Origin of the sequence: Moraxella nasicaprae, from assembly GCF_025643275.1 — a bacterium.
Taxonomy (GTDB): Bacteria; Pseudomonadota; Gammaproteobacteria; order Pseudomonadales; family Moraxellaceae; genus Moraxella; species Moraxella nasicaprae.
Window position 1 is genome coordinate 1,009,294 of sequence record NZ_CP089977.1, and the last position, 25,418, is coordinate 1,034,711.

Annotated in this window: 26 protein-coding genes; 16 read left to right on the plus strand and 10 right to left on the minus strand. The window is 43.3% G+C overall.

The annotated features are described in order from the left end of the window. Window positions 1-189 precede the first annotated feature (189 nt). From LU297_RS04715 to LU297_RS04740, 6 genes are all read left to right on the plus strand, one after another. Window positions 190-900: a hypothetical protein gene (locus tag LU297_RS04715; protein ID WP_263077255.1), complete on the plus strand. Its 711-nt coding sequence runs from the start codon at window positions 190-192 to the stop codon at window positions 898-900. Between the two features lie 125 nt (window positions 901-1,025). Beyond that, window positions 1,026-1,358 (plus strand): iron-sulfur cluster insertion protein ErpA, encoded by a 333-nt coding sequence (gene erpA / locus LU297_RS04720; protein ID WP_263077256.1) that lies wholly within the window; start codon window positions 1,026-1,028, stop codon window positions 1,356-1,358. 148 nt (window positions 1,359-1,506) lie between these two features. Further along, a complete protein-coding gene (gene gshA / locus LU297_RS04725) occupies window positions 1,507-3,063 on the plus strand; it encodes a glutamate--cysteine ligase (protein ID WP_263077258.1) in 1,557 nt (518 codons plus the stop codon). 9 nt (window positions 3,064-3,072) lie between these two features. Then, complete coding sequence (locus LU297_RS04730) at window positions 3,073-3,570, plus strand: disulfide bond formation protein B (protein WP_263077259.1); 498 nt, start codon at window positions 3,073-3,075, stop codon at window positions 3,568-3,570. Between the two features lie 62 nt (window positions 3,571-3,632). Further along, window positions 3,633-5,012 carry a UDP-N-acetylmuramate:L-alanyl-gamma-D-glutamyl-meso-diaminopimelate ligase gene (gene mpl / locus LU297_RS04735; RefSeq protein WP_263077260.1) on the plus strand — a complete coding sequence of 460 codons (1,380 nt, stop codon included), beginning with the start codon at window positions 3,633-3,635 and terminating at the stop codon, window positions 5,010-5,012. 103 nt (window positions 5,013-5,115) lie between these two features. Next, entirely contained in the window at window positions 5,116-5,385 is a 270-nt protein-coding gene (locus LU297_RS04740) for a hypothetical protein (protein WP_263077261.1), read from the plus strand. 47 nt (window positions 5,386-5,432) lie between these two features. On the opposite strand, the gene LU297_RS04745 is transcribed toward LU297_RS04740, so the two are convergent. Further along, window positions 5,433-5,891, minus strand: a complete 459-nt coding sequence (locus LU297_RS04745) for an acyl-CoA thioesterase (RefSeq protein ID WP_263077262.1) — start codon at window positions 5,889-5,891, stop codon at window positions 5,433-5,435. A gap of 14 nt (window positions 5,892-5,905) precedes the next feature. Beyond that, window positions 5,906-6,193, minus strand: a complete 288-nt coding sequence (locus LU297_RS04750) for an oxidative damage protection protein (protein WP_263077263.1) — start codon at window positions 6,191-6,193, stop codon at window positions 5,906-5,908. Window positions 6,194-6,378: 185 nt separating this feature from the next. Between LU297_RS04750 and LU297_RS04755 the strand changes: the two genes are divergently transcribed. Continuing rightward, complete coding sequence (locus tag LU297_RS04755) at window positions 6,379-6,942, plus strand: cob(I)yrinic acid a,c-diamide adenosyltransferase (protein WP_263077264.1); 564 nt, start codon at window positions 6,379-6,381, stop codon at window positions 6,940-6,942. A gap of 40 nt (window positions 6,943-6,982) precedes the next feature. Here LU297_RS04755 and LU297_RS04760 read toward each other — a convergent pair whose 3' ends face one another. From LU297_RS04760 to argH, 4 genes are all read right to left on the minus strand, one after another. Then, window positions 6,983-9,778, minus strand: a complete 2,796-nt coding sequence (locus LU297_RS04760) for a DEAD/DEAH box helicase family protein (protein WP_263077265.1) — start codon at window positions 9,776-9,778, stop codon at window positions 6,983-6,985. After that, entirely contained in the window at window positions 9,771-11,297 is a 1,527-nt protein-coding gene (locus tag LU297_RS04765; protein WP_263077266.1) for a DNA methyltransferase, read from the minus strand. The genes LU297_RS04760 and LU297_RS04765 overlap by 8 nt, the downstream gene beginning before the upstream one ends. After that, window positions 11,209-11,571 (minus strand): PT domain-containing protein, encoded by a 363-nt coding sequence (locus tag LU297_RS04770; protein WP_263077267.1) that lies wholly within the window; start codon window positions 11,569-11,571, stop codon window positions 11,209-11,211. The genes LU297_RS04765 and LU297_RS04770 overlap by 89 nt, the downstream gene beginning before the upstream one ends. A gap of 71 nt (window positions 11,572-11,642) precedes the next feature. After that, complete coding sequence (gene argH, locus LU297_RS04775) at window positions 11,643-13,007, minus strand: argininosuccinate lyase (protein ID WP_263077329.1); 1,365 nt, start codon at window positions 13,005-13,007, stop codon at window positions 11,643-11,645. A gap of 162 nt (window positions 13,008-13,169) precedes the next feature. Between argH and LU297_RS04780 the strand changes: the two genes are divergently transcribed. The 7 genes from LU297_RS04780 to LU297_RS04810 all read left to right on the plus strand — a co-directional run bounded on the left by LU297_RS04780 (window position 13,170) and on the right by LU297_RS04810 (window position 20,301). Next, entirely contained in the window at window positions 13,170-13,889 is a 720-nt protein-coding gene (locus tag LU297_RS04780; protein WP_263077268.1) for a LytR/AlgR family response regulator transcription factor, read from the plus strand. A 65-nt stretch (window positions 13,890-13,954) separates the two neighbouring features. Further along, entirely contained in the window at window positions 13,955-14,899 is a 945-nt protein-coding gene (gene hemC, locus LU297_RS04785) for a hydroxymethylbilane synthase (RefSeq protein ID WP_263077269.1), read from the plus strand. Beyond that, window positions 14,886-15,632, plus strand: a complete 747-nt coding sequence (locus LU297_RS04790; protein WP_263077270.1) for a uroporphyrinogen-III synthase — start codon at window positions 14,886-14,888, stop codon at window positions 15,630-15,632. The genes hemC and LU297_RS04790 overlap by 14 nt, the downstream gene beginning before the upstream one ends. Before the next feature lie 179 nt (window positions 15,633-15,811). Beyond that, a complete protein-coding gene (gene grpE, locus LU297_RS04795; RefSeq protein ID WP_263077271.1) occupies window positions 15,812-16,324 on the plus strand; it encodes a nucleotide exchange factor GrpE in 513 nt (170 codons plus the stop codon). A 174-nt stretch (window positions 16,325-16,498) separates the two neighbouring features. Beyond that, window positions 16,499-18,406 carry a molecular chaperone DnaK gene (gene dnaK / locus LU297_RS04800; protein ID WP_263077272.1) on the plus strand — a complete coding sequence of 636 codons (1,908 nt, stop codon included), beginning with the start codon at window positions 16,499-16,501 and terminating at the stop codon, window positions 18,404-18,406. A gap of 189 nt (window positions 18,407-18,595) precedes the next feature. Further along, complete coding sequence (nqrM, locus tag LU297_RS04805) at window positions 18,596-18,850, plus strand: (Na+)-NQR maturation NqrM (RefSeq protein ID WP_263077273.1); 255 nt, start codon at window positions 18,596-18,598, stop codon at window positions 18,848-18,850. 269 nt (window positions 18,851-19,119) lie between these two features. Further along, window positions 19,120-20,301, plus strand: a complete 1,182-nt coding sequence (locus LU297_RS04810; protein ID WP_263077274.1) for an MFS transporter — start codon at window positions 19,120-19,122, stop codon at window positions 20,299-20,301. 53 nt (window positions 20,302-20,354) lie between these two features. On the opposite strand, the gene hisH is transcribed toward LU297_RS04810, so the two are convergent. Together hisH and hisB are read right to left on the minus strand one after the other, a co-directional pair. Next, window positions 20,355-20,990 (minus strand): imidazole glycerol phosphate synthase subunit HisH, encoded by a 636-nt coding sequence (hisH, locus tag LU297_RS04815; RefSeq protein WP_263077330.1) that lies wholly within the window; start codon window positions 20,988-20,990, stop codon window positions 20,355-20,357. 24 nt (window positions 20,991-21,014) lie between these two features. Next, window positions 21,015-21,608, minus strand: a complete 594-nt coding sequence (gene hisB, locus LU297_RS04820; RefSeq protein ID WP_263077275.1) for an imidazoleglycerol-phosphate dehydratase HisB — start codon at window positions 21,606-21,608, stop codon at window positions 21,015-21,017. Window positions 21,609-21,797: 189 nt separating this feature from the next. Between hisB and def the strand changes: the two genes are divergently transcribed. Next, window positions 21,798-22,319 carry a peptide deformylase gene (gene def / locus LU297_RS04825; protein WP_263077276.1) on the plus strand — a complete coding sequence of 174 codons (522 nt, stop codon included), beginning with the start codon at window positions 21,798-21,800 and terminating at the stop codon, window positions 22,317-22,319. A gap of 148 nt (window positions 22,320-22,467) precedes the next feature. Here def and LU297_RS04830 read toward each other — a convergent pair whose 3' ends face one another. Then, entirely contained in the window at window positions 22,468-22,806 is a 339-nt protein-coding gene (locus LU297_RS04830) for a NirD/YgiW/YdeI family stress tolerance protein (protein WP_263077277.1), read from the minus strand. 168 nt (window positions 22,807-22,974) lie between these two features. Further along, a complete protein-coding gene (locus LU297_RS04835) occupies window positions 22,975-24,816 on the minus strand; it encodes an ABC transporter ATP-binding protein (RefSeq protein WP_263077278.1) in 1,842 nt (613 codons plus the stop codon). Window positions 24,817-25,008: 192 nt separating this feature from the next. Here LU297_RS04835 and LU297_RS04840 point away from each other — a divergent pair, with 192 nt between their 5' ends. Then, window positions 25,009-25,359: a hypothetical protein gene (locus LU297_RS04840; protein ID WP_263077279.1), complete on the plus strand. Its 351-nt coding sequence runs from the start codon at window positions 25,009-25,011 to the stop codon at window positions 25,357-25,359. Window positions 25,360-25,418: the final 59 nt, after the last annotated feature.

Genomic DNA, 25,418 nt, shown 5'->3' on the forward strand with positions numbered 1-25,418 from the left:
TTTTTTCCATTTATTGATTTGATTCATTTGGCGGCTATTTTAGCATAATTTTTCTCAAAACAAGACTTGCCATTACCCCCCCCTGTGCTAGATTATGTGTTTCTTAGTTTGTCAGGCTGCGATATTTGTTTAGGCGGTCAGCTTAGGCTATCAGCAATGCCAAATACAGTACAATCAACAGGAGTTGTGATGAAAAATTTTACCATTGTCAGCTTGGCTTGTGCCAGTTTATGCCTTACCCCAATGACCGTCCACGCCAAAAAGCTAGACAACAAGGACAAGGAGCTGATTGTTGGCTTGGCAGGCGTCCTAATTGGCGGTATTCTATCAAACAAACAAAACCAGCAGCACGCCAAGCAACAACAAAACCAACAACAAAATCAGCAACAAACCATCTTTGACAACCAAGAAAAAGAAAAATTTGTCCGCCAAATTTACGAAAAAACGCTTGAATTGTCATTGGAACGACAAATAATGGCTGGCAGGGAATCTGAAAAAGACCTTGACTTTATCCCCAACGCATCACTTAGCCCAAAATATATGAGCCGTGCCTTGCTATCGGTGGATTATCTACAACTTAAACACAGTCAAAGTCTTCCAGAATTCTATGGCTTAGATGATTGCAATGAGAGTGGCTTTGATTTGTTTTGGGGTTATCAAGACTCAATTCTCTACCACCCCAATCATCAAATAGATTATACCGCCCAAGATGACGGCACGGTCAAAGTCGCCATCAAGCTGTATGACCAATGGAGTGATACATACCGTTTGCAAGATGTCATTTATCATCTGGTGCAAGAAGATGGTCAGTACAAAGTTGATGACATCGGCTATATCGACCACACTTATCAAGTTCGTATCCCAAGCCAAAAAGCAGCACTCACAAACTACTGTTCATAAATCCATCGGGCAAAGACATTTTGTGACAGTTTGAGATAAAAAATCGCTTATTTTTATATCAAAAACCTTGTATAATTGATAATCGCTCATATTTAAAGCGTAATTGATTAACGACACGAGTTTTTATGAACACCGATTTGACCCTCACAGACAATGCTGCCGCCAAACTTGCCAAACTAAAAGCCGCCGAAGGTAATGATGCCTTGATGCTCAGAGTCTATGTGACAGGCGGCGGCTGTTCGGGGTTTAGCTATGGCTTTGATTTTGCCGAAGAACTCGAAGAAGATGACACCACTTTTGACAACGGTGGAGAGATTTTGGTGGTTGATAGTCTCAGCTATCAATATTTGGCAGGTTCAACCATCGACTACACCGAAGGCTTAGAAGGTTCTCGCTTCATCGTGGACAATCCTAACGCCACCACCACCTGCGGCTGTGGCTCATCATTCTCCATCTAGTCAATCGCACACGCTGGCTTGTTTTATTGGATTTTGCCTATCAATATGCAAAATCAGCACAATAAATCATCAAAAAATAACTTTTCCAAGCCAGCGTTTATCCTTATAATGACACATCATATCCCATCATTTTTTTAAGTATATTATTATGACAAATTCCACTTTTGTACTGCCAGCTTGGTTTGAATCAAAGTTGGTTGCAGGCATGCAACGAGGTGTTGAAAAAGAGGGCTTGCGTATGCAGCCAGATGGTTTTGCCGCCAAGACTTTTCACCCTGCCAAACTGGGTTCGAAACTCACTCACCCTTACATCACAACCGATTATTCTGAAAATCTTTTGGAGCTAATCACATCGCCCAAGCCAACCATCAAAGAGGCGTTGGATATGCTAAGAGATTTGCATGTCTTAGTACATCGCTCGCTAGAAAATAATGAGCTGATGTGGCCTTTGTCTATGCCGTGTATGAGTTCGGATACTGACAGCGATATTCCTTTGGCGGACTATGGCACTTCTAATATCGGTAAGCTAAAAACCCTATACCGCTCAGGTCTTGGGGTGCGTTATGGTCGCAAAATGCAGACCATCGCTGGCTTGCATTACAATCTGTCAATCGGCGATGACCTATTTGCAGCGTGGCAAAACGCTGAGGGTGCTGATGACCTGACCGCCTTTAAAAACGCCAAATATCTTGCTTTGATTCGTAATTTTAAACGCCTAACACCGCTGGTGCTGTATCTGCTTGGGGCAAGTCCTAGCGTGTGCGGTACTTTTGTCAGTGGTCGTGAACATGACCTGATACCATTATTTGAAAATAGTTGCAGTTATTATCAGCCCAATGGCACAAGCCTTAGAATGGGCAAACTGGGCTACACCAACAGCGTCCAAGAAGACCTAGACATTCGCTACAACGACCTAGATGAATACATCGCAGGACTAAGACGAGCCATCGGCACGCCGTTTGATGAATTTGCCAATATTGGTGTTGATGACAAAGACGGCAATCCGATTCAGATTAACAGTCATATTCTACAAATCGAAAACGAATATTACAGTCCAATCCGCCCAAAACAAGTCACCAAATCAGGCGAAACACCCACCGCCGCCCTTGCTGCTCGTGGCATCGCTTATGTGGAATTTCGAGCCATCGACCTTGACCCATACAGCGACATTGGCATCACCAAAGAGACAGCGTGTTTCCTAGAAGTGCTGGCATTATACTGCCTACTGACCGACTCGCCTGCCTTGTTGCCAGAGGAAGAAAAACGCCTTGCCGCCAATATTGACACCGTTGTCAATCACGGACGACAAGCAGGGGTGCAGATTGATGATGGTGCTAACTTGGTTGATTTGCACGATTGGATTGTCAATCATCTAACCAACATGCAAATCATCGCTGATGCGTTTGATGCTCATCATGGCGGCAATGATTATCGCTCGGCATTATCCTTGATGCAAGGCAAGGCCACCAATCCAAACTTCACGCTATCCGCCCAAATCGAAGAAGACAGTCGTCGTGCTGGTGGTACTTGGGCATTGGGTAAAATTCTTGCCCAAAAACACCAACAAGAACTGCTCACACACGCTCTAAGCCAAGAACAAGAACAAGCCTTTGCCAAGATTGCCCAAGATTCTGTGCGTGAGCAACAAGACATCGAAGCATCTGATACGATGAGTTTTTATGATTTTGTGCAGACCTACCGCTAAGGAAAGATGATGACTTATCGCTTACTGAACGGTCTGCTGGTGCTGATTGCCGCCGCTGCAAGCCTATTTGCCATCGGTTATTTACAATTAAGACTGGGGCTTGACCCCTGTCCGTTGTGCATTTTCCAGCGGATTGGGCTGTGGTCTATGGCGGTCTTTGCTCTACTTGCCAGTCTCATCAATCCACAAGGCAAGATTTTGCGAGCGTTATTTTGGCTTGGGAGTGTGGCTGGCACACTGTGGGGTCTGGGTGTGGCACTACGACATACTTGGCTGCACTATTCGCCATCAGCCGTGCCCAGCTGCGGTGCAGGCTTGGGCTACTGGGTGGACACCCTGCCAATGGCGGAAGTCATCAGCATTGTGCTGGCTGGCAATGGCGATTGTAGCATGATTGATTGGAGCTTTTTGGGTTTATCAATTCCTGCGTGGACGGCAGTGTTGTTTTTGGTGATTTTAGGCATACAATTTGTCATCTTGACAAAAATCATCAAAAAACTTCCTTAACTTTCGTCAATTTTGCTTTATAATGGGTGGAAATTTTTTCCACCTTTTTATTTAGGATTGTTATGCATATTCATATTTTGGGCATTTGCGGTACTTTTATGGGGTCGCTTGCCCTGCTGGCTCGTGATTTGGGGCATAAAGTAACAGGCTCAGACACAGGCATCTATCCACCGATGAGCACTCAGCTTGCCAATGCTGGTGTTGAGATTTGGGAGGGTTATAAAGCAGAACACCTACAACCTGCTCCTGACTTGGTTGTGGTTGGCAACGCCTGCAAACGAGGCATGGAGGCGATTGAATACATGCTAGATGCTCGCCTGCCCTACACATCAGGCCCTCAGTTTTTGTACGAAACCGTCCTAAAAGACCGCCATGTCCTAGCGGTGGCAGGCACACACGGCAAAACCACCACAACCACGATGCTTTCTTGGATTATCCAATACGCTGGCATTGACACAGGATTTTTGATTGGCGGTGTGCCACTGGTCAGCACCGACGATGAACGACTAAAATCCGCTTTCGCCCACAGCTCACATTTGGGCGATAAATACTTTGTCATCGAGGCAGACGAATACGACAGTGCGTTTTTTGATAAGCGTTCTAAATTCGTACATTATCGCCCCAGCACCGCTATTTTGAATAACTTAGAATACGACCACGCTGATATTTTTGCGGATTTAAACGCCATTCAAACCCAATTTCATCACATGATTCGCATGATACCCAGCAACGGACAAATCATCATGCCAGCAGGGACAGACAGTCTAGAACAGACACTAGAAAAAGGTGTCTGGACACCAGTGCTGCGTACCAGCGTCGATGGTCAAAGCGACTGGCAAGCCAAATTACACCAAGATGACGGCGGTGCATTTGAGGTGCGATTTGGCGATGAAGTTGGGCAGGTTGTTTGGCAAATGAGTGGTTTGCACAATGTCAATAACGGTCTGTGTGCCATCGCTGCTGCCCATCATATTGGCGTAGAGATTAGCACCGCCTGTGAAGCATTATCCAACTTTGGTGGCATCAAACGCCGCATGGAGCTGATTGGCGAGGTGAATGACATTCAGGTTTATGATGATTTTGCTCATCACCCAACCGCCATCACCACCACGCTGGACGGAGCAAAAAAACGCCTACAAGGTCGCACCATTTGGGCAGTCATTGAGCCTCGCTCCAACACAATGAAGCTGGGCAGCCACAAGGCAAGTCTTGCCCCATCAGCGGCGATTGCCGACCATGTGCTATGGTATGAACCAAAAGATTTGGCGTGGGGCTTGACCGATGCCATCGGCAATGCCACCAACCAACAAGTGCTAGACAGCACCGATGCCATCATCGAACATCTGGTCACGCACGCCAAAGCAGGCGATGCGATTATCATCATGTCTAATGGCGGTTTTGAAGGCATTCACACCCGATTGGTTGAGGCATTACAACGCTAAACCAACCAAAAAAACCATCGGTCCGCTACTGATGGTTTTTTTATTCATCACTAAGTGCTATGCAGTCTTATATCTATTGCTGTTTTGGCGATGAAAAATAAACATGGTCTATATCCTAGAACAGGATATCTTGGCAAGCCTCATCGCTTTTTTGGCATTGGCAAGCCTCATCGTGGCTTATGTGGATTATCGCCCAAAGATGGCTGATTATCTGGCATTTGCCGCCATTTTTGCCATCTTTGGTTTTGTGGCGTGTTTGTATTTTAGTGAAGCAAATTGGACATATCTGATTGCTGGCACACTCTGCTATGGCATCGGAGCGGTGGTGGTGCTATTTGCCAAATCAACATTCATCAAAAGCAAACAACAATAGGTCTTAAAAAAACCATCAACTCTTCGCTGATGGTCATGAATTATCTTTTACAGATGGGTCAATTGTTGTCGCTCATCATCACGCCAAGCCATCTTTTTGCCATCAGCATCTGCTTTGACCATCACGGCATCGGCGGTTGCCACGATGGCAGACTGGGCAGTGCTATAAAATGCTTTTTCAAAAACCACGCTCGTTGTGCCCATGCTTTTGACACGCACACCAACAAGCAATGTATCAGGATAAGTCACAGGGCGTTTGTATTGACAGCTATTTGCCGCCAAGATGGTCGAAATGTCGGTGCGTGTCTGCACCAGACCTGTCGCACGCAGATAGCTGATGCGTGCTGATTCGGCATAGCGATAGTACACCACATTATTCACATGATTAAAACCGTCCATGTCGCCCCACGCCACAGGTTGCACATGCACCACAGGGAAGTCCATCAGTTCTTTGGGTCTGTCATCGCCCATCAATATCGGTTCAAACACGCCATCAACTTTTAGCATTATCGCTCCTTGACCTAGTCTTTGGGCTTAAACCCTGCTGGGCGTTCATAATCGCCATTGTCTAAAAACAACTCTCGCTGCTCAGCGATGAATTTTTTGGCATCTTTGTCCACCATGCTTAGGTGCTTTTCGTTGATGAGCATGGTTTGTAGCTCAATCCACTCGTCCCATGCTTTTTTTGAGACGGTATTTTGGATTTCTTCGCCTTTGGCATTGGGAAATGGTGGCTTAGGTAATTTGGGTAAATTTTGTTGATATTTGCGACAAAACACCATGTGTTCGGCTGGGTTGAAAGTTTGCATGACAGTCTCTTTTATCTACATTATCATAAAAATTGACTTGATTATAGCAAAATTTTGGGCATTTGTGCCAAATTTCACGACCAAAAACCCAAGCAAAATATGGCAAATCCTACCAAAAATGCTATACTAAATGACGCTTAAAAGTAGTTTTTGGTAATGATTTTCTTGTTTTGGTATAATGACTTATGGGCAATAGACTTTCAAAAATCACCACTCGCACAGGCGATGATGGCACAACAGGCATGGCAGACGGCAGTCGTCTTTCCAAAGCGGATTTACGATTTGATGCGATGGGCGTGATTGATGGGCTAAATGCTCATATTGGGCTATTGCAAGCCTATCTTGACGACCCAAAAATAATCAAACAGCTTAGTGACATTCAGCATCGCTTATTTAATATCGGTGGAGAACTCGCCCTGCCCAACCATGCTGACATTGGCTACATCGCCATCACAGATACTGACATCATCTTGCTAGAAGAGCAGCTTGATGAGCATAACGACACCCTGCCTTATCTTAAAGAATTTATTTTGCCAGCTGGGTCTGTTGCCACTGCACAGACGCACATTGCTCGTAGCATTTGCCGTGATGCCGAACGCACGCTGATTAAGCTGTCATTAAGAGACGGCAACATTCGCAAGCAAACCCTGCAATACCTAAATCGCTTGTCTGACTATCTGTTTGTACTGGCAAGAGTGGTGGTGCGTCTTGATGGCGGACAAGAAGTGCTATGGCAAAAGGATTTATGATGAAAGCCCCAAAGTATGTACTTTGGGGGTTATAATCCAATTAAAAAATACGAGACCTAAAATCCCCTCCAAAGTCATTTACACCTCGAGGATCGCTATTAAAGAATTTAAAGCCTAAGCATTTTATTTCTTGGTAATTTTTGGATTTGACTTCCTCCAAATATTGGGGATTATCCACATTGTCATTACCTGCTTTAAAGCTCACTTGACTATTTTTCTCCAAGGAAATCAAAGCCTTTTCTTTCCATTCATCGTGTGCCAATAAATGTCCACCTTTTGGTTCAATCAAACATTGATAATACATTTGTTGATTGATAACATCATTGATGATTAGCATATAGTCAGGACTAAATCGTCTTCCATCCTCAAGGTTAAACAAATAATAATCCAATTCATTACGAATTAAAAAGATTTCAGCACCTTGATATTTTTGCTTTAATTCATCAATTTGACTATCAATAAATTTAACAAAACGCTTTTCTTCGCTTGTACCATAGTTTTCATTATAAGCATACCAATCTGATTGACTAATATCTAAACTAAGCTCAGTATTTTGATGATTGGTTTGTTCTTTTGCCCGCTCATTTGGCGTTATGTACTCTCGCTCACCCGTATTTTCGTTAATGCTTGGATAAGCCACCAAATAGATGTTTTTTTCTTGTTCAAAGACTTGTGCCAAAGGCTTTGGTCTAAACACTTTTGAACCAATGATTTGTGGCAAATGTTTGTCAATCAATTTGCGAATCTCTGGCAAAATAACATTAACCAATAATTGCAATTTTTCATTGGCACTCAGCTCGTCAATATCCTTACCTTGTTCATAAGAAAAACAAATATCATATTTTGGCAAATAATCCTCAATCAAAGTATCAATGCTATCTAAATCAGTAATGTGATTTTTGATATTTTTAAACCAAAAAAAGCCGTTTTCTGCACCAATCAGGGCTTTTCTTAGTAAAGCACGAGAAAAAAATTCATCCGTTAGCCTGATATTTTTTTCTTGAATGCTAGCTTGTCGCTTATTTTGCTCAACATCGGTCAAGCCACGACTATGCAAACGATAAAAACTCGCTTTAATAGAGCGATTAAAGGCTTTATCAATATCGCTTTGCTCGGTTTTTTTACGATATTCTTGTTCATTAACCAATACAAAGCCGTGCTGATAAGTCTGACTTTGCATAAACGATGTTTTTAGACGAATGGTGCGTTTTTCCACGCCTTGATTGACAATGCCTTCGTCTAATAATTGCTTTTGCAATTCGTCCAAAAACACACCAGTTTTGACAAAATGATAATAAAAAGTTTCTAAGATTCTGCCATTTTCGGTAGGGGCGTGATCAAATTTTCTTTGATATTTTTTATTCTCAAGTTGCACCCCAAACCAATCTCCCTTTAAAAGAAAGTTTTTTGGTACATCATAAGGACATAATCTTGCTCCACGCCCAATCAACTGAATATCTTGCAATGATACTTTTTTGCTTGCCGAAATATCAAAATGCACAATATCAAACAGACTTAATACATCCCAGCCCTCGTTTAATGCATTAACCGAAAAAATCGCCCGAATGGTATTTCTGACATTGTCCAACAATGGCAACAAATCTGCACGCTCTTTATCTTTACTGTTATAAATCATCGTATTATTTTCAGCAAAGCGTTCTTTGATATGCACAATAAATGTTCGTAAACCACGCTCATCATTTGTAGAACCCAAATGATTTTTAATCCATTCAAACATTTGACGGATTAAAACCTGACTGTCATCAAGCAAATCGGCTGGATGATTTTGCTGCAAATGTTCAAAGTCCTCAATACGCAAAGATGCAATCACACGATGAAAAAATTCACGATCTTTGGCACTTTGAGCGATTTTGATTGATTTAATTAACACAATCGGATTAATGATGGCTTTCATTTCTCGTTCAGCATACAGCCGACGATATTCGCTCAATGCCACCGCATTGACAATCAAGCGTCTTTTTTGGTCTTCAATTTGCGTTTCTTCATTAAATAAAAACTTCACATCTTTACTAAAACCGTCTTTATTAAACTGCAAAAAGTCGTATTTATAAACCAGTTTATCGCTATACTTTTTGTGAATGGCTTCATTTTGCAAATCCACAGTCGCCGTAAACTCCAACAACAGATTGTTTGGATTGGCATACAAAACAGATTGTACGGCTTTTTCCCAGTTATTTTCATCAGCAACTTCGGTTTTTCTGCGAGTATCTACATTTAAACGATGAGCCTCATCGGCGATGATGACCGTCTGATGATGCTGAAAATGTTCTGCGGTAATGGCATTTTCTTTGGGTTCGGTAATGCGTTTAAAAAGCAGTTGCGTGCTAAAAAACAAAAAGTTAATACCTTCTTTTTTGGTATCTTCAAATCGCTCTATGGCTTTTATAGGGACACTTTTACCATTTAATTTAACCGATTTTTTAAACAAAAATTTTTCAAAAGTGGAATCGGTAAAGTTTTTAATCGCCTGATCTTTAATTTGTACTTGATGCACCAAAAACACAAAATTACGATAGCCCTGTTCATACAGATACAGCACAATCGCTGCCATAGTCAGTGTTTTGCCAGAGCCTGTCGCCATATTAAACAGCAAATGTTTGGCTTTTTCTAAGCCTTCATTTTCATATAAAAAAATAAAGGCTTTGACGGCATTTAGCTGATATTCACGCAATGGTTTTGCCAAATTATCGCTAATAAAATTCGGTAATTCAAAATCAGCCAACCACGCTTGATAATCCTGACGATCTTGAATTTTTTTAAACAAAAAATCATCCAAAGTATGCTTTAACTTCACTTTTTTACTGGTCTTAGTCATGACGCTCTCCATAAAATGCCTTTGATAATGCCTTGTCTGCATCCGATACCTGATAGCGAGCGTCATCAATATCTGCATAATTAAGATAAAGTTGATTTTCGTCCAAAATTTCTAGCAATTTATTTTTGCGTTCACTCAAATCCTCAATCAAATCATCGTCATCATCTTTAAACCACTCTTTAAAATCATCAGCTTCAAACCAAAACTTCAAAAAGGCATTTTCTTTCATTTGACGATAAACGGCATTAAGTTCCGTTTTATTATTTGCCGATATAATTTGTTCCACAAAAAGCTGATTGTACTTTTTGAGCTCAAAATAGACAAACGAGCCGCCACCTTGCCAATTGACAGCCTTGCTAATACCGCCTTGTTCGCCATCTAATACCTTTAAAAGACGAGTTTTGGTAATATCCTCAATATAATCCATCTGTTCAATGCCAATCCAACGGCGACCCATTTTATGAGCGACCGCACAAGTTGTGCCACTGCCCAAATGATAATCTAGGACGATATCGTTTTCGTTTGTACAACTTTGGATAATTAATTGAAATAGGCTTTCAGGTTTTGGAAAGTCAAAAACTTTATTATCAAACAATTTAATTAATTCTTTTGTTGCAACTTGATTTAAATATTGATTATCAGCAGTATCTAAACTACCGATTAATTTAAATGTGCTTTTAACTTCATTTTTATATCTTTTAAAAATAAAACCACGCTCATTTTCGCCATGTGATTTCTTAAAAACAATTTTTCCACTTGCTACTAAATCATTAAATGAACTTTCTGCAAAACGCCAACGCAAACCCGCATTTGGAACATCAATTTTTCCTGTATAGGGATTTTTAATTTCCATTAGATTTTTAGTTTTTCTACCATCATCTTGTGCTGTAGGGTCAGCAGACACCCAATCACCATTAGGATCATTATCAGGATTTTTATAATTATCAAATGTTTTTTCATCACCAATTAAAAATACATTTTCTTTTATTTTTGCAAAAATCAAAACATATTCATGTTGGATATTTAATCCCGTTTTAACATCATTGGCGGTTGATTTCGTTTTTCTAATCAACTCTCCAATAAAATTATTACGCCCAAAAATTTCGTCCATTAAAACTTTTAAATAAGCATGCTCATTTTCATCAATTGAAACAAAAATCACCCCATCATCAGCCAATAATTCTTTGGCGATTTCTAGGCGGTTTTTCATAAAAACCAGCCACGATGAATGGTTAAAATTATCATTATATTTAAAACTGTCATTACTGGTATTATAAGGCGGGTCTATATAAATCAGTTTGATTTTTCCACTTAATCGAGATTTAAGCGAATGCAAGGCAAGTAGATTATTGCCTTTGATGAGTAGATTTTGAGTTAGGTTATTATCATCATCAAAAAAATTGATTTGACTGACTTGACTTAGGTCTAAATCAGGCGATAATGGTTGGTTGGTTGGTTGGTTGGTTGGTTGGTTGGTTGGTTGGTTGGTTGGTTGGTTGGTTGGTTGGTTGGTTGCCAATATTGTGTGCGTGATATTCAAAGCCTGTCAATACTTTTTGTTCAAAAAGTACATCGATGTCTTTGCCGTCCATTTCAAGGTGCAAAAAGCGTTCATTTCGTCCTGCATCTTCCTTATTCATGCCTGCTTCTAATACGCAGTCTTTAAACGGAAAATTCAAAACCACATCATTTTGTGTTTGTACAAAGCCTATACGCTCTGGATTGGTGCTATACAAACCAATTTTATTGCTATGCGTGGTGTAATGCCCTTTTTTCAATGAATTATCAGACATATTATATACTCCTGTTTTTGTAAAAATCAAAACAGACCAATAAGCATTGATCTGTTTTATCAATCTTAAAATCAAGCAATCCGCTCTCGCCCTTTGGCAATCGCCAATTTTACCGCCTGTGGGGCTGTACCGCCAAGATGGTTACGAGCGTTTAATGAACCTTCAAGGGTCAAACACTCAAACACATCATCGCCAATCAAATCACTAAATTGCCTTAATTCATCAAGCGACAATTCTGCCAAATCCACGCTTTTTGCCACGCCAAGCCCCACAGCTTTACCCACGACTTCGTGAGCGTCCCGAAACGGCAAGCCTTTTTTAACCAAATAATCCGCCAAATCGGTGGCGGTGGCATAGCCTTTTAAGGTCGCTTGTCGCATATTTTCGGAGTTTGGCACAAGGTTTGGGAGCATATCGGCAAACGCCAAAAGCGAACCTGTCAAAGTATCCACAATGTCAAACAAAGGCTCTTTGTCTTCTTGATTGTCTTTATTATATGCCAACGGCTGATTTTTCATCAAAGTCAAAAGCGTGGTCAAATCGCCAAATACTCGTGCCGCCTTGCCTCGTACCAGCTCTGGCACATCAGGATTTTTCTTTTGGGGCATAATAGATGAGCCTGTACAAAAGCGGTCAGGCACTTGTACAAAGTTAAATTGAGCCGACATCCACAAAATAATCTCTTCGCTCATTCTGGATAAATGCATCATCAAAATGCTGGCGGAGCTTGCAAATTCAATGGCAAAATCACGGTCAGAAACTGCGTCCAGCGAGTTTTGGCAAATGCCTTCAAAACCCAAAAGACGAGCGGTCATCGTACGGTCAATCGGATAAGTCGTGCCAGCAAGGGCGGCACTGCCTAGTGGCATTTGGTTAATTCTTTTACGAGTGTCCGTCAATCTTTCACTATCACGCACCAGCATTTCAAACCACGCCATCAAATGATGGGCAAAGCTAATCGGCTGGGCGGTCTGTAAATGGGTAAAGCCTGGCATAATGGTATCGGTGTGCTTGTCGGCAAGGTCAAGCAGTCCGCTTTGCAGGCGTTTGAGTAGTGCCAAAATGTTGTCGGTCTCATCTCTTAGCCATAGGCGAATGTCGGTCGCCACTTGGTCGTTGCGACTTCTGCCCGTGTGCAGTTTTTTGCCAACATCGCCAACAATGGCGGTCAGACGGCTTTCAATGTTCATATGCACATCTTCAAGCTCCACACGCCAGACAAATTGACCGCTTTCTATTTCATCTTTGACTTGATTTAGACCGTCTATAATCGCTCTACTTTCGTCTTTTGTGATAATGCCACACTCGCCAAGCATGGTGGCGTGGGCGATGGAGCCTTGTATGTCGTGGGCGTACAGGCGTTTATCAAAATTGACCGAGGCGGTAAATTCGGCAACAAATTTGTCGGTGGCCTCAGAAAAGCGTCCGCCCCACATGGAGGAAGTTTGGGTCATCGTCATACTCCAACAATGGTTAATTCTTACAAAAAGTATATCATAAAGGATTTTTTTGATGATAGTTTTTATCCTAAATATTTTTTCACTTGCAAGTTTGGCAAAAAGCCATTAGAGTAAGTCCATTTATGCCAATGATGACTCATGCGTATTTTATGCCATTTATCGGATTATGATGCCCAATTTGATGCATTGCCACCAGATTGGCAGGTGGTTTTTTTGCCCAGCCATCACCTTGATGATACCAATCTACTAGATGTCATCATGTGTCACCTTGCCCAAGACAGCACCATCGTCGCTGTCATGTTGCCAGCTGCTTGTGCCGTCATGCAACATCTTGATGCACTCAAATCGCACGCCATCATCTTGGTGCATGACGATGAATCTTTGGCAATGAAAGCATGGGAGCTTGGTGTGGACGACTATCTTGTCACGCCCATCACCACAGAAAAATTAGCCAATAGCTTAGCCAAAATCAGTCAGCCCACGCTGGCAACCTTAGCTTGGCACACCCAAAATCAGCCAACCAACCATCTCATCACCAACAACAAACACGGCACAAAACTCATTGATGTATCAAACATTTATTACATCATCGCTGATCACAAATACCTGACGGTTCATCATACCCAAGGCACGACACTGTTTGGTGGCACACTCAAATCGTTGGCTGATACCTACCCAACCTTATTACGCATTCATCGAAATACCCTCATTAATCCTGCTTATCTGCACGCCATTGACCAGCATTTGGGGCAAGTGATGGCGGTTGTGGCAGATGATGCTCGCAAATTTTATCAACCCTTGCCAATTTCGAGGCGAGCCTTGCCAAGCGTTCGCAAATGGCTACGCAAGGCGTTTTGATTGGCTATTTTGTCAAGAAAGTTTTATAATGATGATGATTGATAGACCAAAAAATAGGAAATCTTATGACCACGCCCAAGACATTAACCATCGCCACTCGTCAGTCTCCGCTGGCTCTGTGGCAAGCCAATTTTGTCAAAGATGAACTGCAAAAATTATACCCACAGATGGACATTCGCCTGTTGGAGTTGGTGACCAAAGGCGACAAAATCCTAGACACCCCTCTTGCCAAAATTGGCGGAAAAGGCTTATTTGTCAAAGAGTTAGAAACCGCCCTTTTAACAGGACAGGCAGACATTGCGGTGCATTCCTTAAAAGATGTGCCAATGGTTTTGCCAGAGGGTCTCACCATTGGGGCATATCTTGACCGTCATAGCCCTTTTGATGCTTTTGTCAGTAACGATTTTGAGAGTTTAGATGAATTGCCACAAGGGGCAAGAGTTGGCACTTCAAGCCTACGCCGTGAATGTCAGCTTAGAGCCTACCGCCCAGATTTGACCATCATCAGCTTGCGTGGTAATGTTGGCACTCGCCTATCCAAGCTTGATAATGGCGACTATGATGCCATTATCCTTGCCCAAAGTGGCTTGGAGCGATTGGGGCTACACGAACGCATTCGCCACAGCCTACCTGCTGATATTTGCCTGCCTGCGGTCGGTCAAGGAACGCTTGCCATCGAATGCCGAGACGATGAGATTAAAGCACTCATCAAACCTTTAAATCATGACACTTCCGCCCTAAAAGCCATCTGTGAACGGGCGATGAATCATGCCTTAGAGGGTGGCTGTCAGGTGCCGATTGCTGGATTTGCTACTTTGGTGGATAATCTTTTACACTTGGAGGGGCGAGTGGGTACGCCTGATGGCAACACCCTCCTAAAAGTGGTCAAACAAATAAGCATCACAGACAACGCCCATCATGATGCCATCGAACTGGGTCAACAAGTCGCCACAGAACTCTTGGCACAAGGGGCGGACAAGATTTTGGCGACTGTTTATGCCAATGCCTAAACCCATCTTAATCAACACTCGCCCCAGTCATCGTGCTGGGGCAATCGGTCAGTTGTCTGACTTGTGTGTATTGGACTTACCCCTTTTGACCATTTGTGACCTACCCATCGGTGCAGCTGAGCGACAGATGATGCTTGATTGGCAAGCTGGTCATTACCAACTGCTCATCATCACCAGCGTAGAGGCGGCACGAAGAGCATTACTATTTTTAAAAAACACAGACTTATCCACTCTGCCTGCCACACCCATCATCGCTGTTGGCGATGCTACCGCTGATGTGCTGACACAAGCAGGTCTGACAGCGACCACACCAGCCATCGCCAACAATGAAGGCATGCTGGCAATGCCTGTGGTACGCTCGCTACAAGCCAAAGACAAGGTGCTGATATGGCGTGGGATTGGTGGTCGTAGGCTAATGCATGATACTTTGGTCAAAAAAGGTGTCATGGTCGATGCGTGCGAGTGGTACAAAAGAGACAGACCCGATGATTTGACCGCAAATTTTGCCAAACTACAACCCAAACTTGATGGCACGCCTTTTGTTCTCATCAGTAGCCAAATGGCACTAGAACACTGGCAAACCCTACCGCACACACACGATTATCACTATTTGGCATTGGGCGACCGACTGACCAAGCTTACCAAACAAGTCTATCCAACCAGCCTTGTTAGCTGCATTGCCAACCTTGACCCCAAGACGATTGCATCAAGCATTACCAAGATGACAGCCTAGCCAATCTTATCATGGTGCAGTATCTTTGCATCTTTTTATCCTTTGTCACGCCCAAATCACCCAAAAAACCGCCCAATTTGACAAAAATATCAAAAACTTTTGTTTTTTGTCTTGAAAATTACCGCCTTAACCTTTATCAAGTTGGGGAATTTAATTGTTAAACATTGGGGCAACGAAAAATGACGACCGAACCAACCACCGAAGAAATCATCGAGCAGACGACCGAGCAGGACGAAACCAGCCAATTACAAGAGCAGCTCATTGCCTTGCAAGAAGAAGTCAAAGCAGCCAAAGAAGCTGCCGCTCGTGCCAATGCCGAAAGCTATAACGCTCAGCGTCGCATGGAACAAGAAACCGACAAAGCCAAAAAATACACCCTACAAAAGTTCGCCAAAGACTTGCTTGATGTGGTGGATAACTTGGAGCGAGGCTTGGAGGCTTCTGAAAAAGCAGGAGCGGACGAGAGTGTGTTGGAGGGCTTGCGTTTGACTCACAAATCATTGCTCAGCGTCCTTGAAAAGCATGGCGTGAGCGTCATCAACCCAGCAGGCGATAAGTTTGACCCAGAAAAACACGAAGCGGTCGGCATCGCACCTGATGTGGAAAAAGATGTGGTTGGCACAGTATTGCAAAAAGGCTATGCCCTTAATGACCGCACGCTACGCCCTGCCATCGTGATGGTGGGTGGCTAAGGATTTTATCAATAATTTCAATGGGTTAAAGACAAATAATTTTTTAAAAATATAAAAAATTTTTGATAATCTGCCCTTGAAAAGCAAATTTGCAACCAAATATAGCACTCAAAGTCCAAGCGAATGTATGACTTGGAAAGCTGAACAAAATTTTAAAATAATCGGAGAAAAATTATGGGTAAAGTTATCGGTATCGACTTAGGTACAACCAACTCTTGTGTGGCAGTGCTTGAAGGCGACAAAGTTAAAGTCATCGAAAATGCAGAAGGTGCTCGCACCACGCCATCAATCGTTGCCTTTAAAGATGGTGAAACGCTGGTTGGTCAATCAGCCAAACGCCAAGCCGTCACCAATCCAAAAAACACCCTATTTGCGGTCAAACGCCTGATTGGTCGTCGCTATGATGATAAAGTCGTTCAAAAAGACATTTCACTTGTGCCTTTTAAAATCGTCAAAGCTGACAATGGTGACGCATGGGTAGAAGTCAACGACAAAAAACAAGCACCGCCTCAAATCTCGGCAGAAGTTTTGAAAAAAATGAAAAAAACCGCCGAAGACTATCTGGGCGAGACCGTAACCGAAGCAGTTGTGACTGTTCCTGCTTATTTTAACGATGCTCAGCGTCAAGCCACCAAAGATGCAGGTAAGATTGCAGGTCTTGATGTCAAACGCATCATCAACGAGCCAACCGCTGCTGCCCTAGCCTATGGCGTGGACAAAAAAGGCGGCGACCGCACCGTAGCAGTTTATGACTTAGGTGGTGGTACTTTTGATGTCTCTATCATTGAGATTGCTGATGTGGACGGCGAACAACAGTTTGAAGTGCTGGCAACCAATGGCGATACGCACTTGGGCGGTGAAGACTTTGACCTTGCGTTGATTGACTTCTTGGTTGATGAGTTCAAAAAAGACACAGGCGTCAATCTAAAAGGCGACCCACTTGCCATGCAACGCCTTAAAGAAGCTGCCGAAAAAGCCAAAATCGAACTGTCAGGCAGCCAATCTACTGAGGTAAACCTGCCATACATCACTGCTGATGCGTCAGGCCCTAAACACCTTGAAATCACCATCAGCCGTGCTAAGCTAGAAGGCTTGACCGAAGAGTTGGTATCTCGCACCATCGCACCGTGCAAAATCGCCCTAGAAGATGCAGGTCTATCAGCGTCTGAGATTGACGATGTCATCTTGGTTGGTGGTCAAACTCGTATGCCACTTGTCCAACAAAAAGTGCAAGAATTTTTTGGCAAAGAGCCTCGCAAAGACGTGAACCCTGACGAAGCAGTAGCGATGGGTGCTGCCATTCAAGGTGCGGTACTTTCTGGCGACAAAAACGATGTACTATTGCTTGATGTAACACCACTAACCCTAGGTATCGAGACCATGGGTGGCGTGATGACTGCCATTATCGAAAAGAACACCATGATTCCTACCAAAAAATCACAAGTGTTCTCAACCGCTGCCGACAACCAGCCTGCGGTCAGCATTCAGGTGTATCAAGGCGAGCGTAAGATTGCCAATCAAAACAAACTGCTTGGCAACTTTGACCTAACCGACATTCCGCCAGCACCTCGTGGCGTGCCACAGATTGAGGTTACCTTTGACATCAACGCAGATGGCATCATGAACATCTCTGCTAAGGATAAAGGAACTGGCAAATCACAGTCTATCCAAATCAAAGCAGACTCTGGTCTGTCTGATGAAGACATCGAAAGAATGATTCGTGAAGCCGAAGAAAATGCCGAAGCAGATAAGAAATTTGCTGAGCTTGCAGGTGCTCGTAACGAAGCAGATGGTCGAATCGCTGGCGTTCAAAAAGCCCTAAAAGATGCCGCTGACAAAGTCACTGATGAAGAAAAAGCCTCAGTAGAAGCTGCCATCAGCGAACTAGAAGCAGCCACCAAAGAAGATGATGTTGATGCCATCAAAGCAAAACTTGAAGCATTGGACAACGCTTTCTTGCCAATCGGTCAAAAAATCTATGCTGACACTGGCAATGCTGGTGCAACAGAGCAGCCGACTGCCAACCAAGCTGCCGATGATGGCGTGGTCGATGCTGAGTTTACCGAAGTCAAAGATAAATAATCTTTTGACATCGTCTTAAAAAAATAAATGCACCGTCCAACATAATTTGGGCGGTGTTTTTGATGATACCAAGCAAACTTTGTATCAAGCATAAACAAACTTAATACAAAATACTGATGCTGTATTTGCTATAATGTGTCCAATATTTAAACAACAAACCAACGATAGCAACGAATAAGAGAGCCAATGATGAGCGATATTCTTAGCCAATTCCTACCAATCCTTGCGGTAACTTTTGGGGTGTTTTTGCTGTTCTTTTTATTCATGGGCGTGGGTTATCTGGTCAAAAAACAACCACTCAAAGGTTCATGCGGTGGTGTTGCCAATCTGATGGGCGATGAATATTGCCAATTTTGTGGCAATGACCCAAATAAGTGCGAAAGTCAAGCCAAACTTAGCCCAGAAATTCAGCACAAGGCTCAAGCCATCTCAAAATCCGCCTAACACAAACAGCCACAACTTTTTTTGTTGTGGCTGTTTTATTTTTGGTACATCTTGCACAAGATTTGGCATACTCACTTTGAATACCACTATTTTATGACAAGCTACCAACAAACCAAAAAATAAAATTCAGCGTTTTGCCTTAAAATAGCTTTTTATTTTTATGATTCATATAAAAACCCTTATCTGATGTGCTAAATTTTATCAATTTTATCCATCACTGAACGCTTTTTGATATAATCAAAAAGCTTTTTTTACTCCTACCACTACCCATGAAATCCAAGCCTGCTTCCAACACGCCTGCTCTTATTATTCTGCTCATTGGGCTAGTCTTGGCTGCGGTCAATATGCGTTCGCCTCTTGTGATGATTGGCTCAATCGCCAGCACCTTACAAGAACGACTGGGATTGACCGCCAGCGACATCGGCTATCTTGGTGCGTTGCCCATGCCTTTATTTGCAGTCGGCTCACTGTTTGCCCCAGTGCTTGCCAGACGCTTCGGCTTAGAAAAGATGATGATTGGCATGACATCACTGCTGGCAATCGGGGTGGCTACTCGGGTTTGGTTTGGCGTGATGGCGTTGTACATCGGCACACTGATTCTATCTTTTGCCATTGGCATGCTCAACGCCTTAACCGCCCCATTCATCAAACAATATGCACCCAATAACATCGCACTTGCCACAGCAATATTTAGCCTTAGTATGTCCACCATGGCAGGTATTGGTGCATGGGTGGTACTGCCCATCGCTACAAGCACCTCATGGCAGATGGCGATGAGTTTTTGGGGAATATTTGGATTGGCAGCGGCACTGGTGTGGCTTTATGTGTATCGCACCCATCACAGTCCTCGCCAAAGTTCACTCATCACCAATCATCAAAAATTTAATGCATGGCGGTCGGCAGCAGCTTGGCAAATGGCGGTATTGCTAGGCTTGCAGTCATTTTTATTTTATGCGGTGGCAAGTTTTTTACCGTCCATCGCCACTTGGTCAGGATTATCCACCAGCGACGCCAATTTTTCGGCATTTTTATTTCAAATCATGGCACCCTTAGCGATTTTATCCCTAACCATTCTCATCAAACAAGGCTGCCCTACTCGTCTGATTGGTGTGACAGGGTGTGTATTTAATGCTTTGGGAATATTTGGCATCATCTATCTGCCCACTTATTTGCCCTATTGGGCAGCGATGATGGGTTTTGGTTGTGCGATGGTATTTACGCTTAGTCTGATGATGTTTTCGTTTCGCACGCAAAATACCGACCACGCCCGAGATTTGTCAGGCATGGTGCAGGCGGTAGGGTATTCATTGGCGGTATTTGGACCGCTTGGAGTGGGGCTGTTGTTTGAATATACAGGCGACTGGCAAGTAGCGTTGTGGCTACTTGCAGCATTGATGCTCATCAATCTGCCATTTGGCTATTTGGCAACTTCTGATAGGCAGATTGATTGATTTGAAGATGAATAAACTGCCAACCACCAACCGACCGTCACGGCAGGATTGTTTTAGGGTTGCCATTTGATGAAATTGGACAACAGTCTTAATCCTGCTTCATGGCTTTTTTCGGGGTGAAACTGAGTGATGAACAGATTATCACGAATGACGCTGGCACAAAAAGACTGCCCATAATGGGTATTTGCCACAATCAATCCAGCCGTATCATCAGGGTCGCAATAATAACTGTGGGTAAAATAAAAATGCTGATGATTGCAGCCTTGCCACAGTGCATGATTGGTGTCGGCACTCACCACATTCCAGCCTACATGAGGAATTTTGATGGGCGTGCCATTGTCACACCACGCATCATCAAATCGTCGAACCGTACCAGATAAGACACCAAGACACGCCACATCGCCCTCTTCAGAGTGATTAAACATCGCCTGCATGCCCACACAAATCGCCATCACAGGCTTGCTATCAAGTGCTTGCTTAACCGCCACATCAATGCCATGCAATCGCATATTTGCCATCGCATCACGCATCGCACCCACACCTGGCAACATCACTTTATCAGCAGCGTTGATTTGCTTTGGGTCGCTGGTGATGACAACATTACCTCCTGCCACAGTCAAGGCATTGGCAACAGAATAAAGATTGCCCACACCATAGTCAAGCAGGGCGATGGTTGGTGATTTCATGATATTTTCCCAAAATCCAAAAAAGAGTTATAGCATTTCTTTGGTTGATGGCAACACGCCTGCGGCTCTTGGGTCGTATTCAACCGCCATACGCAAGGCTCTTGCCAATGCCTTAAAAACGCTTTCGATTTGATGGTGGCTGTTTTTGCCTTTTAGGTTATCAATGTGCAGCGTGATAAAAGCGTGATTGACCAGACCATAAAAAAACTCACTGAACAAATCCACATCCATTGTACCAATGTGCGAACGAGTAAATGGCACTTGCATGTGCAGACCTGGACGACCAGAAATGTCCACCACCACACGGCTTAGGCTTTCATCAAGTGGTGCATAAAAATGCCCATAACGGCGAATGCCTTTTTTATCGCCCAAAGCGGCTTTAAGTGCTTGCCCAATGGCAATGCCAACATCTTCGACACTGTGATGGTCATCAATGTGTGTATCGCCCACACATTTGACATCAAGATCAATCAGTCCGTGTCGCTTGATTTGATCAAGCATGTGATCCAAAAATGGTACGCCTGTGTCCAACACGCCCTGACCTGTGCCATCAAGATTGATGCTGACACTGATTTGAGTTTCGGCGGTATTACGAGTGATGGTGGCGGTGCGTGCGGTCATAAAAATCCTTGTAACTAATGGCAAAATACAGGTTGAATGGCTTTATATTTTTGCACAAAAGGTAAATTTTTCCAACTGATTTTTATTCATTATCTACGGTCAATGAAGGGGCGGTACAGTCAGATTTTTATTTTTGCGTTTTTTGTTTTATAATGAGACACAGTCACTTAATAACATAAAGAGTATCCCATGGCACTACTTCCTATTTTAGCATATCCTGATCCACGCCTACGCACCATCGCTCAGCCTGTGGCACAGATTGATGACGACATCAAGACTTTGATTGATGATATGTTTGAGACCATGTATGCCGCCAAAGGCATCGGTCTTGCCGCCACCCAAATCGACCGCCATGTACAGGTCATCGTGATGGACTTGGCTCGTGATGGCGAAGAACCTGCTCCACAGGTGTTTATCAACGCCAAAGTCACTCCCTTGACCGAAGAGCTTGCCCCCTACCAAGAAGGCTGTTTGTCAATTCCTGAGGTGTACGACACCATCGAACGCCCAAGCCGTGTACGAATTGAGGCATTAGACAAAGAGGGTAAGCCATTTAGCATCGAAGCAGATGGCTTGCTGGCGGTGTGTATCCAGCACGAGATGGACCATCTAAACGGCGTATTGTTTGTGGATTATTTATCTTCGCTCAAACAAAGCCGAGCCAGAGATAAGGTCAAAAAAGTCATCAAAGCTCGTGAAAGAAACAGCTAACCACAAGCCCCAACTGGGGCTTTTTTAGAAATCAGGCACGCTCCCACCGCCCAAACCATACGCCCCAAACTCGCCACTCTTACACCGCATAGGTGGTTAAATCAATACTGATACAAAAAACCACCAGTTCATCGCTGGTGGTTTTGGTTTAGTGGATTTGCACAAAATCAGCATCGATTTCCACACGATTGGATTTACGACTGATGTCCACCTCGCCTGTGATGGTGACATTTTTGCCGACCAGCTCTTGTGGGTTATGGTAATAATCATCATCAATCTCCACAATAACCTTGCCTGAGGTATCTTGTAGTTCAAATTTCTCTCTACCAAGCACTCGCACAATCTTGCCCGTGATGCTTACATGGCTGTCGTCCATCATTGTTTTGACGGCAGCGGCTTGCACAGTCTGTGTGCCATAGTTTGCCTGTGCAGTCATTGCAGTGGTGCCAATCAGCAGGGTTGCTAGCATTGTCTTTAAAACTTTCATAAAAATCTCCAAAATTAATTCTTTAATATACAAAACGATTCATCGTTTCGATGGATATATTTAATCACAGTAAACTTAAAGAAACCTTAAACACCCTTAACATTCGTCAAAAATATCAAAAAAGTTTGTAATCAATTGATTTATATAAGATATTTTTTATCAATCAGACTATTCTTCCGCCAAGAATCCACCAGATTGCCTTGCCCAAAGACTGGCATACACGCCATTTTTGGCAATCAATTCATCATGACTACCCATCTCAACAATCCGCCCCTGATCCATCACCACCAGCTTATCCATTGAGGCGATGGTCGAAAGTCTGTGGGCGATGGCGATGACGGTTTTGCCCGCCATCATCTTATCAAGGCTGGTGGTAATGGCGTGTTCTACTTCGCTATCTAACGCACTGGTCGCCTCATCAAGAAGCAAAATTGGTGCATTTTTTAGCATCACACGAGCGATGGCAATACGCTGACGCTGACCACCAGAGAGCTTGACACCTCGTTCACCCACTTGGGTGTCCAGCCCTGTATTGCCGTGTTTATCTTGTAGTGTCTGGATAAATTCCCACGCATGAGCTGCTTTAGCGGCGGCGATGATTTCGTCATCGGTGGCATTAGGGCGACCGTAAGCGATGTTTTCTCGTACGGTGCGATGCAAAAGCGAGGTATCTTGGGTAACCATACCAATCTGCTGGCGTAGAGATTCTTGGGTTAATGTGCTGATGTCTTGTCCATCAATCACGATTTTACCACCGCTGACATCATAAAATCTAAGCAATAGATTTACCAAAGTGGATTTGCCAGCACCAGAACGACCCACCAATCCCACTTTTTCGCCTGCGTTAATGGTCAAATTAAACCGTTCAAGCAGTCCGATTTTGTCATCGCCTTTACCATAATTGAACGATACTTGGTCAAACTCAATCTTACCCTGTTCCACATGAAACATTTTGGCATCAGGGCTATCTACCACAGCGTGTGGCGTAGTCAAGGTGTTCATGCCGTCTTGTACTGTACCTAAATGCTCAAACAAAGATGCCGTCTCCCACAGCACCCAGTGTGTCAGACCTTGTAAGCGAATTGCCAATGCACCAGCTACTGCCACCGCACCAGCACCCACCACGCCTGTATACCACAGATACACACTCATGGCGATACTGCCCGATACAGTGATGACTGCAATCAAAGACACCAAAATTTCAAGAATGGAGACCAGACGCATCTGGTTATGCACCTTACCCAAAAAATGCTGCATGGCTTCTTTGGCATAAGACAGCTCACGGCGAGAATGACTAAACAGCTTGACCGTGCTGATGTTGGCATAGGCATCGGTGATGCGTCCTGTCATCAAAGCTCGTGCGTCCGCCTGCTCTTGGCTGACTTTTTGTAATTTTGGCAATAAAAACACCAAAAGACCAACCACCATCAGCACCCACGCCACAAAAGGTATAGCAAGTAGCGGATGAATGCTGACCAGCACCGTGCCAGCCCCCACCAAAAAAGTACCAATGAATACAAATACACCAATGAGCGTCATCGCCACATCACGCACCGCCAAAGCAGTTTGCATCACTTTGGCAGAAACTCGACCAGAAAACTCATCTTGATAAAACTGCATGGACTGTCCTAGCATATGCTGATGAAAAATCCAGCGAAGTCTCATCGGTACAACACCTTGTAGCACCTGATGATGAATGGTGGTTTCAAATAAAAGAACCATAGGAATGATGGCGGTAATGGCAAGCATGGTTAGCAGCTCAGTCTTTTTGGTTTGCCAAAACTCCTGTGGGCTATACATACCTAGCCAATCAACAATTTGCCCCACCCATGAATAAATAAATGCCCAATAAAGCCCAGAGATTGCGGTTAATACCGTAAACAAAAGTAGCCAGCCACGATAGCCTACTGTACAAGCATAAATGAACGAAAACAGTCCACCTGAATACTTAGGCAGGTTAATGTCTGGATAGGAGTCTAGGCGTTTTTCAAAATACGAAAAAAAAGACATTCTCTTTACCTATTTTTTAATTTTTTCATATTATAGCAGATTTTTAGACACGCCTTATTGACAAAGTATTCATCTATCAAACCAAAATAGTATAAATAAAACAACTTTTCTAATAATAGTGTATCGCTTGACAATCCAAAAAAAAAACGATAATAAATTTTTATGTTCTTTGTGTTTATCAAGGAATTTATCATGAAAAAGCTACTGGCAATTCTAGCATTTACCCTACCCATGACTGTTTTAGCAAATGGCAATCTGCCTTTTGTGGGCAAGAAGCAGTTTTGGAGCTACTGCATCAGCGGTATGGGCTACACTCATTATCTGGAAATCAAAAAGAATGGCAATGCCAAAATCTATACGGTCAGCAATAAAACAAACAGAGTGGGAATGGTCGAATATCAAGGCAAGTATCGCACAGTGATGGAAGATTCAGAAGGTCGGTATTTTAAAGTGTTAAATCGCCGACAAATTGCCCTAACTGACAGTCAAGGTAATATTGACTATGATTCTTGCGGCGAAGAGGCTGTGATGAGATTACAATAATTCAAACCGCTCCACAAAAAAACAAAGCCATCAAAAAACGGCTTTGTTTTTTTATTGAG

Excerpts from the sequence above, each read along its gene's own strand:
- LU297_RS04840 (WP_263077279.1), top strand. The coding sequence starts at position 25,009 with ATGAAAAAGCTACTGGCAATTCTAGCATTTACCCTACCCATGACTGTT.
- LU297_RS04810 (WP_263077274.1), top strand. The coding sequence starts at position 19,120 with ATGAAATCCAAGCCTGCTTCCAACACGCCTGCTCTTATTATTCTGCTC.
- hisB (WP_263077275.1), bottom strand. The coding sequence starts at position 21,608 with ATGACCGCACGCACCGCCACCATCACTCGTAATACCGCCGAAACTCAA.
- mpl (WP_263077260.1), top strand. The coding sequence starts at position 3,633 with ATGCATATTCATATTTTGGGCATTTGCGGTACTTTTATGGGGTCGCTT.
- LU297_RS04830 (WP_263077277.1), bottom strand. The coding sequence starts at position 22,806 with ATGAAAGTTTTAAAGACAATGCTAGCAACCCTGCTGATTGGCACCACT.
- LU297_RS04755 (WP_263077264.1), top strand. The coding sequence starts at position 6,379 with ATGGGCAATAGACTTTCAAAAATCACCACTCGCACAGGCGATGATGGC.
- LU297_RS04780 (WP_263077268.1), top strand. The coding sequence starts at position 13,170 with ATGCGTATTTTATGCCATTTATCGGATTATGATGCCCAATTTGATGCA.
- LU297_RS04730 (WP_263077259.1), top strand. The coding sequence starts at position 3,073 with ATGACTTATCGCTTACTGAACGGTCTGCTGGTGCTGATTGCCGCCGCT.
- dnaK (WP_263077272.1), top strand. The coding sequence starts at position 16,499 with ATGGGTAAAGTTATCGGTATCGACTTAGGTACAACCAACTCTTGTGTG.
- LU297_RS04835 (WP_263077278.1), bottom strand. The coding sequence starts at position 24,816 with ATGTCTTTTTTTTCGTATTTTGAAAAACGCCTAGACTCCTATCCAGAC.
- erpA (WP_263077256.1), top strand. The coding sequence starts at position 1,026 with ATGAACACCGATTTGACCCTCACAGACAATGCTGCCGCCAAACTTGCC.
- gshA (WP_263077258.1), top strand. The coding sequence starts at position 1,507 with ATGACAAATTCCACTTTTGTACTGCCAGCTTGGTTTGAATCAAAGTTG.
- grpE (WP_263077271.1), top strand. The coding sequence starts at position 15,812 with ATGACGACCGAACCAACCACCGAAGAAATCATCGAGCAGACGACCGAG.
- argH (WP_263077329.1), bottom strand. The coding sequence starts at position 13,007 with ATGTGGGGCGGACGCTTTTCTGAGGCCACCGACAAATTTGTTGCCGAA.
- nqrM (WP_263077273.1), top strand. The coding sequence starts at position 18,596 with ATGAGCGATATTCTTAGCCAATTCCTACCAATCCTTGCGGTAACTTTT.
- LU297_RS04750 (WP_263077263.1), bottom strand. The coding sequence starts at position 6,193 with ATGCAAACTTTCAACCCAGCCGAACACATGGTGTTTTGTCGCAAATAT.
- LU297_RS04740 (WP_263077261.1), top strand. The coding sequence starts at position 5,116 with ATGGTCTATATCCTAGAACAGGATATCTTGGCAAGCCTCATCGCTTTT.
- LU297_RS04760 (WP_263077265.1), bottom strand. The coding sequence starts at position 9,778 with ATGACTAAGACCAGTAAAAAAGTGAAGTTAAAGCATACTTTGGATGAT.
- def (WP_263077276.1), top strand. The coding sequence starts at position 21,798 with ATGGCACTACTTCCTATTTTAGCATATCCTGATCCACGCCTACGCACC.
- LU297_RS04770 (WP_263077267.1), bottom strand. The coding sequence starts at position 11,571 with ATGTCTGATAATTCATTGAAAAAAGGGCATTACACCACGCATAGCAAT.
- LU297_RS04790 (WP_263077270.1), top strand. The coding sequence starts at position 14,886 with ATGCCAATGCCTAAACCCATCTTAATCAACACTCGCCCCAGTCATCGT.
- LU297_RS04715 (WP_263077255.1), top strand. The coding sequence starts at position 190 with ATGAAAAATTTTACCATTGTCAGCTTGGCTTGTGCCAGTTTATGCCTT.
- hemC (WP_263077269.1), top strand. The coding sequence starts at position 13,955 with ATGACCACGCCCAAGACATTAACCATCGCCACTCGTCAGTCTCCGCTG.
- LU297_RS04745 (WP_263077262.1), bottom strand. The coding sequence starts at position 5,891 with ATGCTAAAAGTTGATGGCGTGTTTGAACCGATATTGATGGGCGATGAC.